This is a genomic window from Wolbachia endosymbiont (group B) of Rhopobota naevana, assembly GCF_947250615.1.
Classification (GTDB): domain Bacteria; phylum Pseudomonadota; class Alphaproteobacteria; order Rickettsiales; family Anaplasmataceae; genus Wolbachia.
Window position 1 is genome coordinate 38,864 of sequence record NZ_OX366333.1, and the last position, 15,932, is coordinate 54,795.

At 34.6% G+C, this 15,932-nt stretch carries 19 protein-coding genes; 9 read left to right on the forward strand and 10 right to left on the reverse strand.

The window, feature by feature from the left end; all coding sequences use genetic code 11:
• Nucleotides 1-3: 3 nt before the first annotated feature.
• The 3 genes from OOL01_RS00205 to acpP form a co-directional block, all read right to left on the reverse strand.
• The gene (locus tag OOL01_RS00205) at nucleotides 4-141 is read right to left on the reverse strand and encodes a hypothetical protein (RefSeq protein WP_158307661.1); all 138 of its coding nucleotides are present in this window, start codon (nucleotides 139-141) and stop codon (nucleotides 4-6) included.
• Between the two features lie 86 nt (nucleotides 142-227).
• On the reverse strand, nucleotides 228-1,499 hold the full coding sequence (gene fabF / locus OOL01_RS00210; RefSeq protein ID WP_264686842.1) for a beta-ketoacyl-ACP synthase II: 1,272 nt from the start codon (nucleotides 1,497-1,499) through the stop codon (nucleotides 228-230).
• Nucleotides 1,500-1,505: 6 nt separating this feature from the next.
• On the reverse strand, nucleotides 1,506-1,766 hold the full coding sequence (gene acpP, locus OOL01_RS00215) for an acyl carrier protein (protein ID WP_064085853.1): 261 nt from the start codon (nucleotides 1,764-1,766) through the stop codon (nucleotides 1,506-1,508).
• 127 nt (nucleotides 1,767-1,893) lie between these two features.
• On the opposite strand from acpP, the gene OOL01_RS00220 reads away from it, so the two are divergent.
• Both OOL01_RS00220 and OOL01_RS00225 read left to right on the forward strand, forming a co-directional pair.
• Nucleotides 1,894-2,676, forward strand: a complete 783-nt coding sequence (locus tag OOL01_RS00220) for a polyprenyl synthetase family protein (protein WP_264686843.1) — start codon at nucleotides 1,894-1,896, stop codon at nucleotides 2,674-2,676.
• Nucleotides 2,669-3,541: an FKBP-type peptidyl-prolyl cis-trans isomerase gene (locus tag OOL01_RS00225; protein ID WP_264686844.1), complete on the forward strand. Its 873-nt coding sequence runs from the start codon at nucleotides 2,669-2,671 to the stop codon at nucleotides 3,539-3,541. The genes OOL01_RS00220 and OOL01_RS00225 overlap by 8 nt, the downstream gene beginning before the upstream one ends.
• Before the next feature lie 70 nt (nucleotides 3,542-3,611).
• On the opposite strand, the gene hslU is transcribed toward OOL01_RS00225, so the two are convergent.
• Nucleotides 3,612-5,063, reverse strand: a complete 1,452-nt coding sequence (gene hslU / locus OOL01_RS00230) for an ATP-dependent protease ATPase subunit HslU (RefSeq protein ID WP_010406444.1) — start codon at nucleotides 5,061-5,063, stop codon at nucleotides 3,612-3,614.
• 1 nt (nucleotide 5,064) lies between these two features.
• The gene (gene hslV / locus OOL01_RS00235; RefSeq protein ID WP_010406442.1) at nucleotides 5,065-5,619 is read right to left on the reverse strand and encodes an ATP-dependent protease subunit HslV; all 555 of its coding nucleotides are present in this window, start codon (nucleotides 5,617-5,619) and stop codon (nucleotides 5,065-5,067) included.
• 82 nt (nucleotides 5,620-5,701) lie between these two features.
• Between hslV and gshA the strand changes: the two genes are divergently transcribed.
• Nucleotides 5,702-6,856, forward strand: coding sequence for a glutamate--cysteine ligase (gene gshA, locus OOL01_RS00240; protein WP_264686845.1), 1,155 nt, complete (start codon nucleotides 5,702-5,704; stop codon nucleotides 6,854-6,856).
• Here gshA and OOL01_RS00245 read toward each other — a convergent pair.
• From OOL01_RS00245 to OOL01_RS00255, 3 genes are all read right to left on the reverse strand, one after another.
• A complete protein-coding gene (locus OOL01_RS00245; protein WP_006014617.1) occupies nucleotides 6,853-7,653 on the reverse strand; it encodes a hypothetical protein in 801 nt (266 codons plus the stop codon). The genes gshA and OOL01_RS00245 overlap by 4 nt on opposite strands.
• Nucleotides 7,654-7,714: 61 nt before the next feature.
• Nucleotides 7,715-8,668: a ferrochelatase gene (gene hemH / locus OOL01_RS00250; protein ID WP_264686846.1), complete on the reverse strand. Its 954-nt coding sequence runs from the start codon at nucleotides 8,666-8,668 to the stop codon at nucleotides 7,715-7,717.
• Nucleotides 8,665-9,489: a hypothetical protein gene (locus OOL01_RS00255; RefSeq protein WP_264336351.1), complete on the reverse strand. Its 825-nt coding sequence runs from the start codon at nucleotides 9,487-9,489 to the stop codon at nucleotides 8,665-8,667. Before OOL01_RS00255 ends, hemH begins: the two co-directional genes overlap by 4 nt.
• Nucleotides 9,490-9,603: 114 nt before the next feature.
• Here OOL01_RS00255 and ndk point away from each other — a divergent pair, with 114 nt between their 5' ends.
• The 6 genes from ndk to folD all read left to right on the forward strand — a co-directional run bounded on the left by ndk (nucleotide 9,604) and on the right by folD (nucleotide 14,376).
• Entirely contained in the window at nucleotides 9,604-10,023 is a 420-nt protein-coding gene (gene ndk, locus OOL01_RS00260) for a nucleoside-diphosphate kinase (RefSeq protein WP_149168695.1), read from the forward strand.
• Nucleotides 10,024-10,145: 122 nt separating this feature from the next.
• The gene (locus OOL01_RS00265; protein WP_264686847.1) at nucleotides 10,146-11,324 is read left to right on the forward strand and encodes an aspartate aminotransferase family protein; all 1,179 of its coding nucleotides are present in this window, start codon (nucleotides 10,146-10,148) and stop codon (nucleotides 11,322-11,324) included.
• 68 nt (nucleotides 11,325-11,392) lie between these two features.
• Complete coding sequence (locus tag OOL01_RS00270) at nucleotides 11,393-12,670, forward strand: HlyC/CorC family transporter (protein WP_264686848.1); 1,278 nt, start codon at nucleotides 11,393-11,395, stop codon at nucleotides 12,668-12,670.
• Nucleotides 12,671-12,679: 9 nt separating this feature from the next.
• On the forward strand, nucleotides 12,680-12,937 hold the full coding sequence (locus tag OOL01_RS00275; protein ID WP_064085427.1) for a DUF2312 domain-containing protein: 258 nt from the start codon (nucleotides 12,680-12,682) through the stop codon (nucleotides 12,935-12,937).
• Nucleotides 12,930-13,505, forward strand: coding sequence for a UbiX family flavin prenyltransferase (locus OOL01_RS00280; protein WP_010406412.1), 576 nt, complete (start codon nucleotides 12,930-12,932; stop codon nucleotides 13,503-13,505). Before OOL01_RS00275 ends, OOL01_RS00280 begins: the two co-directional genes overlap by 8 nt.
• Nucleotides 13,489-14,376 (forward strand): bifunctional methylenetetrahydrofolate dehydrogenase/methenyltetrahydrofolate cyclohydrolase FolD, encoded by an 888-nt coding sequence (gene folD, locus OOL01_RS00285; protein WP_064085426.1) that lies wholly within the window; start codon nucleotides 13,489-13,491, stop codon nucleotides 14,374-14,376. Before OOL01_RS00280 ends, folD begins: the two co-directional genes overlap by 17 nt.
• 115 nt (nucleotides 14,377-14,491) lie before the next feature.
• On the opposite strand, the gene OOL01_RS00290 is transcribed toward folD, so the two are convergent.
• Nucleotides 14,492-15,220: a hypothetical protein gene (locus tag OOL01_RS00290; RefSeq protein WP_264687272.1), complete on the reverse strand. Its 729-nt coding sequence runs from the start codon at nucleotides 15,218-15,220 to the stop codon at nucleotides 14,492-14,494.
• Between the two features lie 117 nt (nucleotides 15,221-15,337).
• Entirely contained in the window at nucleotides 15,338-15,895 is a 558-nt protein-coding gene (locus OOL01_RS00295; RefSeq protein ID WP_264686849.1) for a hypothetical protein, read from the reverse strand.
• Between the last annotated feature and the right edge of the window lie 37 nt (nucleotides 15,896-15,932).

Below are 15,932 nucleotides of genomic sequence, written 5' to 3' on the forward strand. Positions count from 1 at the left end.
TAATCAAGCGATAGAACTTATCAAGTAAGTATAATAGGTTAGCGGTAAAAGGCAAAATTTTGCTTTTTCTTCTTCTGTCATTCGAGTAGCTGACACTGGGATCCATTTCTTCATCATCATCAAAATGTTATATTTCAACATTACTTTTATGCTGACCAATTTAACTGGATTCCAGTTTCAGCTACTCGAATGACATTTTCGTAGTCGATTCAAAATAGCATAATTAACTACACCTTTCCAAAGATGAGAGACGCGTTGGTACCACCAAAACCAAATGAATTAGAAAGCGCATATTGAATTTTATGCTCTTGAGCTTTAAGTGGTACAAAATTTAAATCACACCCTTCTGAAGGTTTGTGTAGGTTTAAAGTTGGAGGAACAATTCCATTGTTTAATGCAAGGATACTAAATATTGCTTCAACACTTCCTGCGGCACCAAGTAAATGTCCTATAGAAGATTTAGTCGAGGAAACAGGTATTTTATAGGCATAGTCACCGAATAACTGCTTCATTGCTATTACTTCAACTTTATCCCCAAGTGTTGTTGAAGTCCCATGTGCATTGATATACCCAATTTGACTTGGGCTTACTTGTGCACTCCTTAAAGCAAGTTCCATTGCCTTCAGTGCGCCTCTTCCTTCTGGATGTGGTGCTGTGATGTGGTGCGCATCTCCTGTTAACCCATATCCAGTGAGTTCTGCATATATTTTTGCTTCCCTTTTTTTTGCATGTTCATATTCTTCCAGAACTAATATACCTGCCCCTTCGCCCATGACAAATCCATCGCGTTCTTCGTCCCATGGCCTTGAGGCCTCTTCAGGCTTATCATTGAATTTAGTTGATAGCGCCTTCATCGATGCAAAACCTGCAATTCCAACTCTGCATAACGCACTTTCTGCTCCGCCTGCAATCATAATGTCAGCTTCACCGAGTTTTATAGCTCTTGCTGAGTTTATAATCGCATGCGCACCTGTTGCACATGCAGTTACCGCTGAGTCATTTGGACCTATAAATTCGTATTTAATAGAAATATGACCAGATATCAAATTTATTAGACTTGCAGGAACAAAAAATGGGCTAACACGTCTAGGCCCCTTCTCCTGCATGGTAATTACATTTTCCTGAATTGACGGAAGACCACCTATACCAGAACCAATAGCTACACCTATTCGCTCTTTATTAATATTTTTATTTTCCAAAATTAGTGAATCTTCTACTGCCTGAACAGCTGCTGCAATTCCGTAGTGAATAAAACGATCTGTTCTTTTTAGGTCTTTTTCAGAAATATAATCTGGTGGATTAAAATAATGCTCAACGTTATCGGATTGCACAGGCACCTGCCCTGCAACCTGACAAGCAAGATCAGAAGAGTCGAACCTATCTGTATTGATTGCTTTGATGCCAGATTTACCTTCTTTCAGCTTTAACCAGGTGTTATTAACATCTGCTGCTAGTGGAGTAATTAAGCCAACACCGGTAACTACTACTCTTTTGCTCATTCAACATCAATTGTTTGCTTTGTTTACTACATATTCAACTATCTGTTCCATAGTTTCCATTTTTTGCGCATCTTCATCAGGAATCTCTATACCAAATTCTTCTTCAGCTGCCATGATTATTTCAACTGCATCTAAACTATCTGTGCCATGGTCTGAAAGCTTTGAAGAACTACTAAATCCCTCTACATCCTTACTGATGTGCTCTAGTATAATCTTCTTTACTTTTTCTTCTATATCTTCCCTAGTGCTTTTTGCCAATTCGCTCATTTCTTACTAAAAAATAACCTATTCTCTGATGTTATAAGAAATTTTGATGTTTGCAATAGCTTTTATGATTATATAAACTATTAAAAACTTCCTATCTCTTAGCACTCGATAGTTAATAAATTTAAAAATGCTAGACGAAACAACAAAAAATTTGCTTGTTGTAGAAGTGAATAAGCTCTTACCTGAAAATAGCGAGAATAGACTTATATCAGCTATGCGTTATGTGCTTCTTGCTCCTGCAAAACATATACGTTCTTTTTTAGTTATAGCATCTTCGTCGATATTCAACATAAAGGTTGAAAAAGCAATAACAGCAGCAGCAGCAATTGAATTTATTCATGCTTACTCCCTAATTCACGATGATCTGCCATGTATGGATAACAGTGACACCCGCAGAGGCCAGCCAAGCTGCCACAAAAAATTTGGTGAAGCAACAGCAGTACTGGCCGGAGATGCATTACTTACCCTGGCTTTTGAGGTATTATCTTTGTTAAATTGTGAGATCATAAAAGTGCTCTCTCAAGCAATAGGAATGAAGGGAATGGTGGGAGGGCAGATTTTAGATATAGGTGCAGATTTTGACAAAATAAAAGAAATTCATTTGATGAAAACTGCAAAACTATTTGCAGCTTCATGTGAAATAGGGGCTATAATAGGAGGCGCTACAGACAAGGAGCGGGAAGCATTATATAACTATGGAATAAATCTAGGGCTTATTTTTCAAGCCAAGGATGATATCGAAGATTATGAGCAAGATAAAACAAACAATTTAATGTCCGTGCTTGGAAAAAATGAAATGGAAAACTATATAGATAGTCTCTTTAAACAGGCCTCAGATAATTTAAGTATGCTTTCAGGGAATACTAATGACTTATATGATTTATTGAATCAAGTAAAAAAAGATGGTTAGAAAAATTATATTACAAATGTTTATCTCTGTAGTAATGATTCTCACTTTAGCTTCTGCTTTTATAATTACGATTGTTTATATAAACAAAGATAAACCAGAGAAAAGGGAAAAGCTTTACGAAATAAATGCTACACATGGTGGTTTGACACAGATGATAGCAAGTTATTTGGTCAGGCCGATACTTGAATCAGCTCTTGATCGTTATATTGAAAAGCATGGGTTAGCAGAATATTTAGAAGAAATAACACAGCAAAAAGAAGAAGAGATGATAAACTTTTATGAAATTACTGAAGGTAGTGGCAGTAAAGTTTTCTGTGGCCAAGAAGTTCTGCTACAAATGTACAAAGTCTCCAACAACCTAGCAACGCTACTTCCGACTGATGTCAATTTGAAAATAGGTCAGGATTACTTAAAAGAAGTGAGTTTAGGGGTAATAGGTATGAAAGAAGGTGGAGAGCGTGTAGTTACTATTGCCGCTGATGACAACAAAATGAGTTTTAACTCTTATTACATCAAACTGATTGAAGTAAAAGATAAATATCCTGATTCAATAAATAACCTAATGATTTTTAATGACTTAATTAACAAAACTGGAAAACGAGTAAAATGTGGCGATGAGATATCAGTTCAATATAGCATAAAGAGACATAATGGTGAGTATATAATCAAAGATCAAATAGTGCAGTTTAAGGTTGGTGACAAAAAAATACCACTTGCTATAGAACTTGGAGTTGTGGGAATGAGAGCTGGTAATAAAAGAACAGTTCTTTCTCCACCTGATCTTTTAACTGATGTGTTAACAAAAGGCATAGATTGTGATATTGCAATAATTGATTTAAGCTTGAATTCTACTATTGAAAAATAGCTTAAAGAATTACGAAGTAAGAAAAAATAAAACCTCTTGAATGCTCTATATTACTTAAAGTAGGCTTCCTCTAAAGTATAAATTTAGATAAATCAAGCTGCTTTGAAATTGACTCTAGTTTATCTCTTACATATTTGCTATCTATAACAAATTTTTCACTATTTTTTTCAGAAGCGATAAAACTTATTTCATCCAAAAGCTTCTCCATGACAGTATGAAGTCTTCTTGCACCTATATTTTCCACTTCTCTATTAACTGTAAATGCTATTTCAGCTATAGTCTCTATACCATCATCAGTAAACTCAAGTGTTACATTTTCCGTTTTCATTAACGCTATATACTGTTTTAACAAACTAGATTCTGGTTCCTTTAATATTTTTATTAGATCCTCTTGAGTAAGCGCCTTAAGTTCCACTCTAATTGGCAATCTACCCTGTAATTCTGGTAAAAGATCAGATGGCTTAGATAAATGAAAAGCACCAGATGCAATAAATAATATATAGTCTGTTTTTACGGGGCCATACTTAGTTGAAACAGTTGTTCCCTCAAGTAATGGTAACAGATCGCGCTGCACTCCTTCTCTGTTGACTTCACCTTTTATTTCTGTACGTGCTGCAATTTTATCTATTTCATCTAAAAACACTATGCCTTCATTGCTAACAAGATCAATCGCTTCTTTGATTATCTTGTCTTCATCCATTAACCTTTCGCTTTCTTCATTAATCAATATTTCACGTGCTTCTTTCACTTTAACTGTAATAGTTTTTGTTTTTTTGCTCCCATTAAACATCTTGCCCACGATTTCTGTTACGTTCATCACACCAATTTGCCCACCTGGCATGCCAGGTATATCAAAAGTGGGTAACATACCTTTGCTCTCCCTGACGTTAATAGAAACTTCTCCATCTTCAAATTCCTTATTTCTCAGTCTTTCTCTGAAAACTTTTTTGCTTTCCTCGGTTGCATCTTCACCAACCATGGAGTTGACTATTATCTTTTCAGCCAAACCTAAAGCTTTTTTAGTTAAGGCTTTACGTGCTTTTTCCTTAACTAAAACTATTGCTGCGTCAACTAAATCACGTATTATCGAGTCAACATCACGTCCAACATATCCTATTTCAGTAAATTTCGTTGCTTCAACTTTTATAAAAGGTGCACCAGCAAGCTTTGCTAAACGGCGAGCTATTTCAGTTTTACCAACTCCCGTATGGCCTATCATGAGTATATTCTTAGGTATAATCTCTTCACGTAGTGGAAGTGGGACTTTATTTCGACGCCAACGATTTCTGAGTGCAATAGCAACAGCGCGCTTTGCATCATTCTGCCCGATTATAAATCTGTCTAATTCTTTAACTATCTTCTGTGGTGGTAGATCATCTAATAAAGCTTGTGAGCTTTGAATGCTGCTACTTCCTGTACCTTCATTTTCATAGAGGCTATTTTTCTCATTATAGTCATCATTATTATCAAATTGACCTACTACAGATTGACTAGAAAAATTGGCACACAAAGTTCTTGACATATTACTCCTCTATTTTTTCGATAATTAGATTATGGTTTGTATAAACACATATATCGGCAGCTATCTTCATAGCCTTTTTTGCAATCTCCTCTATTGATATTCCTTCAACGTCAATCAAAGCTTTTGCTGCAGATAAAGCAAAATTTCCTCCAGAGCCAATGGCTGCAATGCCATCTTCAGGTTCAAGAACATCACCCGTTCCTGTAATGACCAATGAAATGGACTTGTCTGCCACGATCATCATAGCTTCTAATTTTCTTAGATATTTATCCATTCTCCAGTCTTTTGCAAGTTCAACACATGCCCTCATTAACTGTCCTGGGTGCTTATCAAGTTTAGATTCTAGCCTTTCGAAGAGAGTAAATGCATCAGCTGTTGCTCCAGCAAAACCGGCAATTACGGAATCACCAGAAAGACGCCTAACTTTTTTTGCTCCAGATTTTATAACGGTATGGCCTAGCGAGACTTGCCCATCACCTATTACTACTACATTTTTGTCTCTTCTAATTGACAGTATAGTAGTACCATACATTTTACTGCTGTCATGATGAATCATTTTTTTGTTATTTTAATTCGTTATATTATATTAAGATTATAACTTATAATATAGTACTTTTCTTATAACATTTAAAGTGTAGATGCAAAACATAATTCATCCAAATCTGGAAAAAGATATAAATAATTGGTTCAAAACAAAATTTAATGGTTTTACATTACCATTTTATAGCTCCATAGATCTTAGGAATTCAGGCTACAAAATTGCTCCAGTAGACGCCAATTTATTTCCTGCAGGGTTTAATAACCTAAGTGAAGTATCAAAAGCGATAGCAGCAAAATTGATAAAAAGCTACTTCGAAACAAAACAATATAAAAAGGCCCTTATAATACCGGAGAATTACACACGAAATAAAATGTATATAGAAAATGTATTTGCTATAGAAAAGGTACTGCAACTCGCAGGTTTTGAAACTAGAATTGGCCTCTTTCATAATGAAACGTACAATTTAATAGAACAGTATGAAACTGTTGTGAAAGAAAACTCTTTGCTGAAGACAACTTCAGGATTTGTGCCTGATATTATTATACTGAATCGTGATATGACGAGCCACATTCCAGACACGTTAGAAAACGTAAAACAAGAGATAGTGCCAAGTCCATTATATGGCTGGCACAGTAGGCAGAAATTTCAATATTTTGAAATCTATCAAAAATTAGTGTCCGAATTTTGTGGCGAATTTAAAATGGACCCATGGCTTATTTCTGTGCTTACAGAAAGCTGTAATGGAGTTGACTTTAATGATGATTCATCACTAGGAGCAGTAGCGACTAAAGTTGACCAAATATTATCTCTAGTGCAAAAAAAATATGAGGCATATGAAATAAAAACACAACCTTACGTTTTTATCAAAGCAAGCAATGGCACATATGGAATGGGCATTATAACAGCAACAAGTGGAAAGGAAATATTAAATCTCAATAAAAAAAAGCGTCATAAAATGAAAAAGATAAAAGAAGGAATAGCAATCAATAGTGTTATTATACAAGAAGGTGTACCAACTATTGACATATTTAAAAGTAGTTCTGCAGAACCGCTAATATACTATATAGGAGATACTCCAACATGTTACTTATACCGATGTAATAGCAGGAAAGATGTATATTCTAGCTTGAATTCCACTGACTGTGAATTTTATGACATCAGCCAAGAAAATAAAACTTTGCCACTTTGGAATATTGTTAGCAAATTAGCAGTGCTAGCATTGGCAGTAGAAATTAAGTCTTTTCATCTCTAATAATTAATTTCTACAATGCTGCCATTATGCTGAATATGGTGAGCGTCATCAAGTCCAGTAGAAGGATCAGTACCATTATTAGGTTGATTGACAAACTTATCGATGTTTGATACTAGATATGCTATGCTTAGTATCAAACTGACCGTAACAGTTAAGTTGAAATTATAGATTATGCCACCACCCAAGTCTATTGGTATGGTTGGAAGTTCCATTCTTTTTAATATGAAGCTTAACAAGCCCAATGACAAAGCGAATGTGCTAAAAATAACTTCTTTGCCATATTTAGCAGACTTTTCAGAATCCTTATTATCTAGATACTTCTTCCATGTATAATAACAGTTTATGCATTCTGAAAATAGAAATAGAACTGCTGATGTTAAGCTAATATAACTTATTACATCCTTGTTGTTTCTAGCTAAGAAATGAATGATTTTTGTCTGCATCAATATTCCTATGACACAGTTTGCCAAGAAGGCTAAGCTACCCACAACCTGTATTGGTTTTTCAGGTTCATTTCCCCCTTTACCATTCTGAAGTTTTTTAGATTTATATCCAGCTAAATTGAGACCAAAGTGAAGAGCAAATATTATTGATGTTGGTAGTTTTATGAACTTAGAAATATCTAATATAGTACAAATATTGGATCTGTTGTTATCAATAAACTCGCAACAGAATTGCAATGAAATTTTACACAATATGCCTGTTAAACCTACTGCAATACAATACATCTTTCTAATATCATGATTGTGAGCATCATGTATACTTTCTATAAATGTATTTGGCTTACCTTTTGGCATAAGTAGATAATAAAATAATAACTTTTTAATATTATACTATAAAAATCTAAAAAGAAAAGTGCTATAAATCAGTACTTTGAGAGTGATCTAAACATAAATCGGTCAAGCACTTGATAAATAAGAGATCAGTACTGAGAGTTGGTACGCGAAAGTAATATCCGTCTTTGATAATTGCTTTATACTCTATATCAAGTTCAACCAGTGTTTCAGAATGCTCAGAAACAAAAGATATAGGTGATAAAACTACAGGTATATTATCGTCTTTTGCGCGTGATAGCTCACTTTCAGTGCTAGGCTCCAACCATTTTACAGGGCCAACCTTACTCTGATAACATATTCCCCAATCAAGATCTTCAATATTCAATTTTTTTACTATTAATTTTACTGTTTTTTCTATCTGTGAAGCGTAAGGGTCGCCTTTTTTAATGATACTAAGAGGTAAGCTATGAGCCGAGAATAGGACTCTTGGCTTACCGATTTTGCTAGCTAATTTATAATATTTAGACGTCAGATTAACATGAGCTTTAATAAAGTCTTCATTGTCATAATAATGGTGAATTGTTTTTGTGTTACATTCCAGTTTGGCATTTTTTTGCCAATTCTCTATGGATGATAGAGTTGTGGTGGTTGAATATTGCGGATATAGTGGTAACAGAATGATTTCGTCAGGGTTGAATTGCTTTACGCTTTTAACAACTTCATCAGCAAATGGATGCCAATAACGCATGCAGATGAATATCTTATACACATGGTTTCCATCTTCATTTAATTTTAGTTCTAAAGCATCAGCTTGTGCTTTTGTATTCTCCAAGATTGGCGATTTACCTCCAATGTGCTCGTATATTTCTTGTGCAGTACTTTCTCGCCTTTTGGAGATAAACTTTGCTAAAAGGAAGCGAAAAGGATTTGGTAGATTTATTATTCTTTTATCGTAAAAAAGATTAAATAAGAAAGGACGGACCGCACTTAGTGAATCAGGTCCGCCTAGGTTAAATAAGATTACTGCCTTCTTCACTGACAGCACCTTTCTTCAGGTTTGCCTATAAAATCAGCTACACACTCATCAAGTTTAGTTACAGGCACTAAATTTCTTACACTGGCATACAATAGATGAGCAGATCTCTTCATGTTACTCTGTGTAGATGCAAAGCCTCTATCGAAAACCACATCAACACAAAAACTTGGCACTGCTTCAAGAAGTTCAACAGCAGCCAAAGATATCATTATGCAGCTTTGTAGAGCCTTCAGAAAAATCGTAAGGGGGAAAAGTAAAACCTTAACAAAAAGAGAGGGAGGACTTTCATTCATTAGTTGTCCTGGATTAGGAGAATTATATTCAATATGTTGTCTGTTTTTATCAAAGATAGGAAATTTTATAGTGTCTTTCTTAAATTCCTGCTCTATTTGTTCCTCGGTATAATTTTCATTATTAGTCATTTTTTTCAATAACTTTTCACGCAAGTAAAAGGTTCTCACAACAAAACATGTTGCAACCATCAGTGCAGCACATATAAGCGCACAATGCATGAGGTTCATCCCACCTATCATAGATGGTAATGCAAGACAAACAAATGGCACTATGATAGCCATTTCAAAAAATGGAATAGTATTCCTTTTTATTGCAAAAACAGCGCCTTCTTTTAATTTTGTATTATTGTGTAAGCTATACTCTAAATAACTCAAAAATGCCAAATTAAAAGTTAAAAATCCTTTTGTCCCACAAAAAATTGATGACTTGAATTGATTAACCCATTCTTTAGCAGTAAGTGTAGTTTCAATTGATTGTTTAACATTAGGATCGACTGGTTTGTTGTTTTTTTTATTACAACACCCCATAAAACACCTCCTTGATGGTTTATTCTTAACTATAAGTGAAAAATTGCTTTTATCAAATCAAAGTTTATAATAAAATAAATCTATAAATATACGATCTTAATATAAGGGAATGATATGGCAATTGAGAGAACACTTTCGATATTAAAACCTGATGCAGTAAAAAATAATATTACAGGCAGTATAAATTCTTATATTGAAAAATCTGGACTAAAAATTATAGCACAAAGAATGATGATGCTGACAAAAAAACAAGCAGAGCTGTTTTATGAAATTCATAAGGATAGGCCTTTTTTTGGAGAGTTGGTGGAATTTATGACTTCTGGGTCTGTGATAGTTCAAGTTTTAATCGGTGAAAATGCAGTCAGTAAATACAGGCAAATCATGGGTGCTACAGATCCAAAGCAGGCAGATAAAGGTACAATTAGGGGTGATTTTGCTGATGATATTAGTGAAAATAGAGTGCATGGTTCTGATAGTCTAGAGAATGCTCATAGAGAAATAGCTTTCTTTTTTGCTGAATGTGAATTGGTGTAGTTTTACTTTTTTACATATTAAATTTCTGAATTTTATGTTGAACTGTATAATATTAGCCCAATTTTTAGTTTAAGCAATATTAAGGGAAAGCTTTTTCATGCACAGTATAGATAATATTTAAAATGGATCATGTTGTTAACGCTTATAATAGATCTGAAGCTTCTATAGTTAGAGGAGAAGGAGTATATCTCTTCGATAAGGATGGTAAAAAATATTTAGACTTTGCTGCAGGAATTTCTACAACCTCTCTAGGGCATTGTCATCCATACATTACAGATAAACTGAAGGAGCAACTGGATTCATTATGGCACTGCTCTAATATTTTTACTATTCCTCAGCAGGAAAGGCTTGCTCAGTGTTTAACAGAACTTACCTTTGCCGATAAAGTTTTTTTCTGCTCAAGTGGACTTGAAGCAACAGAAGCTGCAATTAAATTTATTCGCCGCTATTTCTACTTAAATGGACAAGAAAAGCGCAGTCACATCATTACAATTGAAGGAGGTTTTCATGGCCGCAGTATTGCTGCAATTTCAGCTGGGGGAAATGAAAAATCACGCGAAGGTTTTGCTCCACTCCTTTCTGGTTTTGATAAAGTTCCACGAAATAACATTGAAGCATTAGAAAAGAAAATCAATAGCGAAACAGCTGCCATATTTTTAGAGCCCATACAAAGTGAAGGCGGAGTACATCCATTGGACGTAGAGTATCTTAAAAAAGTAAGAGAGATAACAAAAGCTCAAGGAATAATTTTATGCTTTGATGAAGTGCAATGCGGATATGGACGGATTGGCTCTCTATTTTACTATCAAAATATAGGAGTTGAACCTGATATGCTCACTTGTGCGAAGGCTATGGGTAATGGATTTCCTCTGGCTGCATGTTTAGTAAAAGATTATATAGCAGAAGCAATCACTCCAGGAACTCATGGGTCAACTTATGGAGGTAATCCACTTGCCATGACTGTTGGTAATGCAGTACTCGATGTAATGTTAAAGGAAGGCTTTTTTGACCATGTTAAGAAGGTCAGTAAATATCTAAAAGAAAAGTTGTTGCCTTTGACTGAAGAATTTCCGAAGATCGTTTCAGAAGTTCGTGGGGAGGGTTTATTGATAGGGATAGAGCTTAGAGTACCTTTGGCTGATAAAATTGTTAAACAATCTCTTGACAAAGGCTTAATAATGACTAATATTTTAAATAATAGGGTAATAAGAATAACTCCTCCACTTGTTGTTGAGAATATGCATGTGAATGCAGTGTGTGATATATTTCATGATTTATTTTTTTATATTAAAGATATATAGACTTGCAAATGCTTCTTACAACATATAAAATCAACTCTGTTTCTATATCGCAATAACATCATACTTTAATGGATTGGTTATTGATTTCAGTATTGTCAGCAATTTTTTTCTTATTGATTTTATCGTTTTTGTTCTCAGGAGCAGAAATAGGGTTAACCTCAATTAGCCGATCCCGAGTGAATAAACTAAAGCTAGAAGGTAACAAAAAAGCCAAGATAATAGAGCTTTTGTTAGGTAAAAAAGAATTAACAATAGGAACAATATTACTGTGTAATACAATTATTAACATTACTTGCTCTGCTTTATTTACAGTAATATTTATAAATTCTTTTGGGAGTGAGGGCATATTTCTTTCAACATTCATGATGACGTTTTGTATTTTGCTATTTTGTGAAGTTTTACCAAAAACTTACGCCATGCAAAATCCTGAAAAATTTACATTACTTTCTGCTTATTTTATGCTGTTTTTTGTCAAGGTTCTTTCTCCATTGACATTAGGCATTCAGTTTATTGTCAATATCATTCTGAAGTTATGTGGGCTTCATAAGAATAGGGAGGTAATATCTGCAGCAGATGCAATGCGTAATATGATTACTCTTCACCGCAGTGAGGGCACTATGTTACAACAGGATTTAGATATGCTAAATAGTATACTTGATTTGGCTGAGACAGAAATATCACAAATTATGACCCACAGGAGAAACTTATTTTCTCTTGATATAGATCGAAACAAAGAAGAGTTAATAAGAGAGATTTTAACCAGTAGCCATAGCAGAGTACCTTTATGGCAAAAAGAACCAGATAATATTGTTGGAGTGGTTCACGTGAAAAATCTAATAAATGCCTTGCGTGAAAAGGATAATAAAATAGAGATTGCCAAAGTTATGTCAAAGCCTTGGTTTATACCAGAAAGTACGCCACTCAGTGTACAACTTCACAACTTCCGTAAAAACAGGAAACACCTTGCATTTGTTATTGATGAGTATGGAGCACTACAGGGAATCGTAACTCTTGAGGATATACTGGAAGAAATAGTTGGAGAAATTTCAGATGAACATGATTTGATCACAGAGAATTTTATAAAAAAGATATCCGATAATATGTATCACATAGAAGGAAAATCTACTATTAGGGATATTAATAGACAGTTACATTGGGATCTTCCTGATGAAGAAGCTACAACTCTAGCAGGTGTGATTGTAAACGAGATAGAGCGCATTCCTGAAGAAAATGAAGAGTTTTCCATGTACGGTTTTTACTTTAAGATTTTAAAAAAAGATAAAAATATTATTACTATGATTGAAGTACAAGTAAAAACTGATAATACTGTAGTAGCAATTAATTAGTTGGGTTCTATGGAAGATACAGTAAAAATAACGGCTGAAGATTTGAAGAGCTATATAGAGAGAATCGAAAAACTTGAACAAGAAAAGAGGGATGTGCAAGATCACATTCGTGATGTATATGCAAAAGCTGCAGATGAAGGTTGGGATATAAAAGTGATGAAACAGATTATTAGGCTAAGAAAGATGGATGATGATGACAGGGAGGAACAGGAAATATTACTTTATACCTACAAACGTGCATTGGGAATGAATTACGAAGGTGAATAGTAGGATTGTAATTGGAATAAGTGGAGCATCTGGTTCTATTTACGGTGTACGGATTCTAGAGGCACTAAAAAATACCAATCATGAAACTCATTTAGTGATCAGCAGTGCTGGAAAAATAACTATAGCTCATGAGATTAAAGAAAAACTTGAAGATATTATATCGCTTGCAGATTTTTACTATTCTGAAGAAAAAATAGGAGAAAAAATAGCAAGCGGCTCATTTAAAACCTCAGGTATGGTTATTGCTCCATGTTCTATGAAAACAATGTCTGAAATAGCATCGGGGGTGACTTCCAATCTATTAACAAGGGCTGCAGATGTAACTCTAAAAGAAAGAAGAAAATTAGTTCTTATGGTGCGAGAATCTCCACTACATCTTGGACATCTCCGAAATATGTTAAAACTAACGGAGATGGGAGCAATTATTGCTCCGCCGATGCCTGCTTTTTATATTAAACCAAAATCTTTGGATGATATTGTAAATCATGCTGTTGGTAAAGTATTGAATTTATTTGATATCGCATTACCTGACTTCAAGGAGTGGCAAGGAAATGTCAATTATTATTAACGGTAAAAAAATAGCAAATGATCTCTGTGAGGAGCTATCAAAAAAAATTGATATTTTAAAGAAAGAGTATAATGTTTTTCCTTGTCTTAAAGTAATTCTTGTGGGTAGCAATCCAGCAAGTCAGGTCTACGTTCGTAATAAACAAAGAAAAGCAGAATCAATAGGCATAAGTTCTGAAACTATTGTTTTGCCTGATAGTATCTCAGAAGATGAATTGATTGAAAAAGTTAATACATTAAATGAAGATTCATCTGTGCATGGAATTTTAGTTCAGTTACCTTTACCAAAGCACATCAGTGCAAGCAGAATAATTAATACAGTAAGTGTTGAAAAAGATGTAGATGGCTTTCATGATGAGAATGTTGGCAGGTTAGTTAAAGGTGAAAAAAATTGTCTGATACCTTGTACTCCCAAAGGTTCTTTGCATTTAATTCAGTCAGTTGAAAATAATCTGTCCGGTAAAAATGTGGTAATCATTGGCAGATCAAATATTGTGGGTAAGCCAATGTTTCACCTATTGTTGCAAGAAAATTGCACTGTTACCATCTTGCATTCACAAAGTAGGGATTTAGCTGATTATTGCTCTAAAGCGGATATAGTAGTTGCAGCAGTTGGAAAGCCAAATTTTGTTCAAGCAGATTGGATAAAAAAAGGTGCAATAGTGATCGATGTTGGCATAAATAGCGTTAACTTGGGAAATCAAAGTAAGCTTGTGGGTGATGTTGACTTTGAGGGAGTAAAAGAAAAAGTCAAGGCTATTACTCCAGTACCCGGGGGTGTTGGCCCAATGACAATAGCATTTCTTATGATGAACACTGTAATTGCTGCTTGCTTGCAGCGGGGAGTTGATGCTTCTGATTTCATTAATTGAGGGCATAAGAAAAATAGATACCCGTCTCTAGATAATAACATCGAATTTTTATCCAAATAGCAAACCTCTTTGCAGGATTATCTTATTCACTACAAGAAATATGCAATTTAGAACATTAAAAATTATAACGTATGCCTACTTCTATGATTGCATCTGGTATTTGTACTGGTGGCTTGAAGGCACTTAGTTGCCCACTTGCAGCAATAGCAACTGTAGCAACTATCTGCTGAGTAATTTCACAATCAACACCGACCTTCAGTTTATAGGAAATAGAACTCAGTATTTTGTCTACTAAAGATGAGTCAGTCTTTAGTTCGCTTGCTTCAACAGCTAGTAGAGCTGGAGCTTCTTGACTCTTTTCTTCCTCTTCCCTTTTATTATCGTTTTTTGTACCATCTCTATCCACAATGTTACCTGAATCACCGCTATCTGCAACATTTTTGCCTGTAGTTTCACCTGTACTACTGCCACCGAAGCCAAAAGAAGGCAATACTTGGATATATCCACCCAGTCCTATACTGGCATATAATTTAATGGGATCAATGTCAAAATCAGGGTAATAACGGTAATTTGCCAACAAACTAGTTCCTACTTTTCTTTTTACTTTATCAGTTATATCACTTATGTTAGCAAGAACCTCAAGTTCAAACTTAGAATTTTTGTCATAATTATAACCAAAAACAACGCTAGGTTTCATTTTAAAAATATCACCCCATCCAGCACCAAAGTTTAAACCTACATAGTACTGATCTTCGTACCGATCTTCTAACTCACTTGCACTACTACTAGCTGTACTTGCTAAAGATGAAGCAAGCAATATAGCAAACAATTTTTTCATTTTCATATTACTCATATGTAACATTCCTTAAAACATACTAAAATAAGTGTTCAAACATGCTAGCAGCAAGTTTTGAGCATTGCTTATGGTTACACCTAAACATGTACACAATGCCATCCAGCATTAAAAACTATAACGTACTCCTACTTCCAGCATCGCATCTGGTATTTGTTTTGCTTTTAAACCACTCAGTTGCCCGCCTACGGTTAAAGCAGCTGTACCAACTATCTGTGGAGCAACTTCATAATCAACACCAACCTTCAGTTTGTACGAAATAGCACCCAGTATTTTATCTAGTGTTTCAGTGCCAACAATGTCAAAAGGATATACTTGTAGATGTCCTCCTAAACCTCCACTGACATATAGTTTCACAGGATCAATGTCAACGTCAGGATAATAACGGTAATGTGCTAATAAACTAGCTCCCATTTTCTTGGTTGCCTTACCAAACATATCACTTACGTCGGTGAGAATCTCAAGTTCAAACTTAGAGCTTTTATCATAATTATAACCAAAAACTAAGCCAGGTTTTATTTTTAATCCAGTGCCCCATCCACCACCAAAGTTTAAACCTGCGTAGTACTGCTCTTTTGCACTATTACTAGCTGCTTTATTACTAGCTGCACCTGCTAGAGATGAAGTGAGCAAAACAGCTAAAACACACAATCCTTTTATTTTCATATAACTACCCATACAAAAAATATATAATGCACAAGTA

Coding starts and splice junctions, on each gene's coding strand:
- OOL01_RS00205 (WP_158307661.1), bottom strand. CDS start 141: ATGTTGAAATATAACATTTTGATGATGATGAAGAAATGGATCCCAGTG.
- fabF (WP_264686842.1), bottom strand. CDS start 1,499: ATGAGCAAAAGAGTAGTAGTTACCGGTGTTGGCTTAATTACTCCACTA.
- acpP (WP_064085853.1), bottom strand. CDS start 1,766: ATGAGCGAATTGGCAAAAAGCACTAGGGAAGATATAGAAGAAAAAGTA.
- OOL01_RS00220 (WP_264686843.1), top strand. CDS start 1,894: ATGCTAGACGAAACAACAAAAAATTTGCTTGTTGTAGAAGTGAATAAG.
- OOL01_RS00225 (WP_264686844.1), top strand. CDS start 2,669: ATGGTTAGAAAAATTATATTACAAATGTTTATCTCTGTAGTAATGATT.
- hslU (WP_010406444.1), bottom strand. CDS start 5,063: ATGTCAAGAACTTTGTGTGCCAATTTTTCTAGTCAATCTGTAGTAGGT.
- hslV (WP_010406442.1), bottom strand. CDS start 5,619: ATGATTCATCATGACAGCAGTAAAATGTATGGTACTACTATACTGTCA.
- gshA (WP_264686845.1), top strand. CDS start 5,702: ATGCAAAACATAATTCATCCAAATCTGGAAAAAGATATAAATAATTGG.
- OOL01_RS00245 (WP_006014617.1), bottom strand. CDS start 7,653: ATGCCAAAAGGTAAGCCAAATACATTTATAGAAAGTATACATGATGCT.
- OOL01_RS00255 (WP_264336351.1), bottom strand. CDS start 9,489: ATGGGGTGTTGTAATAAAAAAAACAACAAACCAGTCGATCCTAATGTT.
- ndk (WP_149168695.1), top strand. CDS start 9,604: ATGGCAATTGAGAGAACACTTTCGATATTAAAACCTGATGCAGTAAAA.
- OOL01_RS00265 (WP_264686847.1), top strand. CDS start 10,146: ATGGATCATGTTGTTAACGCTTATAATAGATCTGAAGCTTCTATAGTT.
- OOL01_RS00270 (WP_264686848.1), top strand. CDS start 11,393: ATGGATTGGTTATTGATTTCAGTATTGTCAGCAATTTTTTTCTTATTG.
- OOL01_RS00275 (WP_064085427.1), top strand. CDS start 12,680: ATGGAAGATACAGTAAAAATAACGGCTGAAGATTTGAAGAGCTATATA.
- folD (WP_064085426.1), top strand. CDS start 13,489: ATGTCAATTATTATTAACGGTAAAAAAATAGCAAATGATCTCTGTGAG.
- OOL01_RS00290 (WP_264687272.1), bottom strand. CDS start 15,220: ATGAAAATGAAAAAATTGTTTGCTATATTGCTTGCTTCATCTTTAGCA.
- OOL01_RS00295 (WP_264686849.1), bottom strand. CDS start 15,895: ATGAAAATAAAAGGATTGTGTGTTTTAGCTGTTTTGCTCACTTCATCT.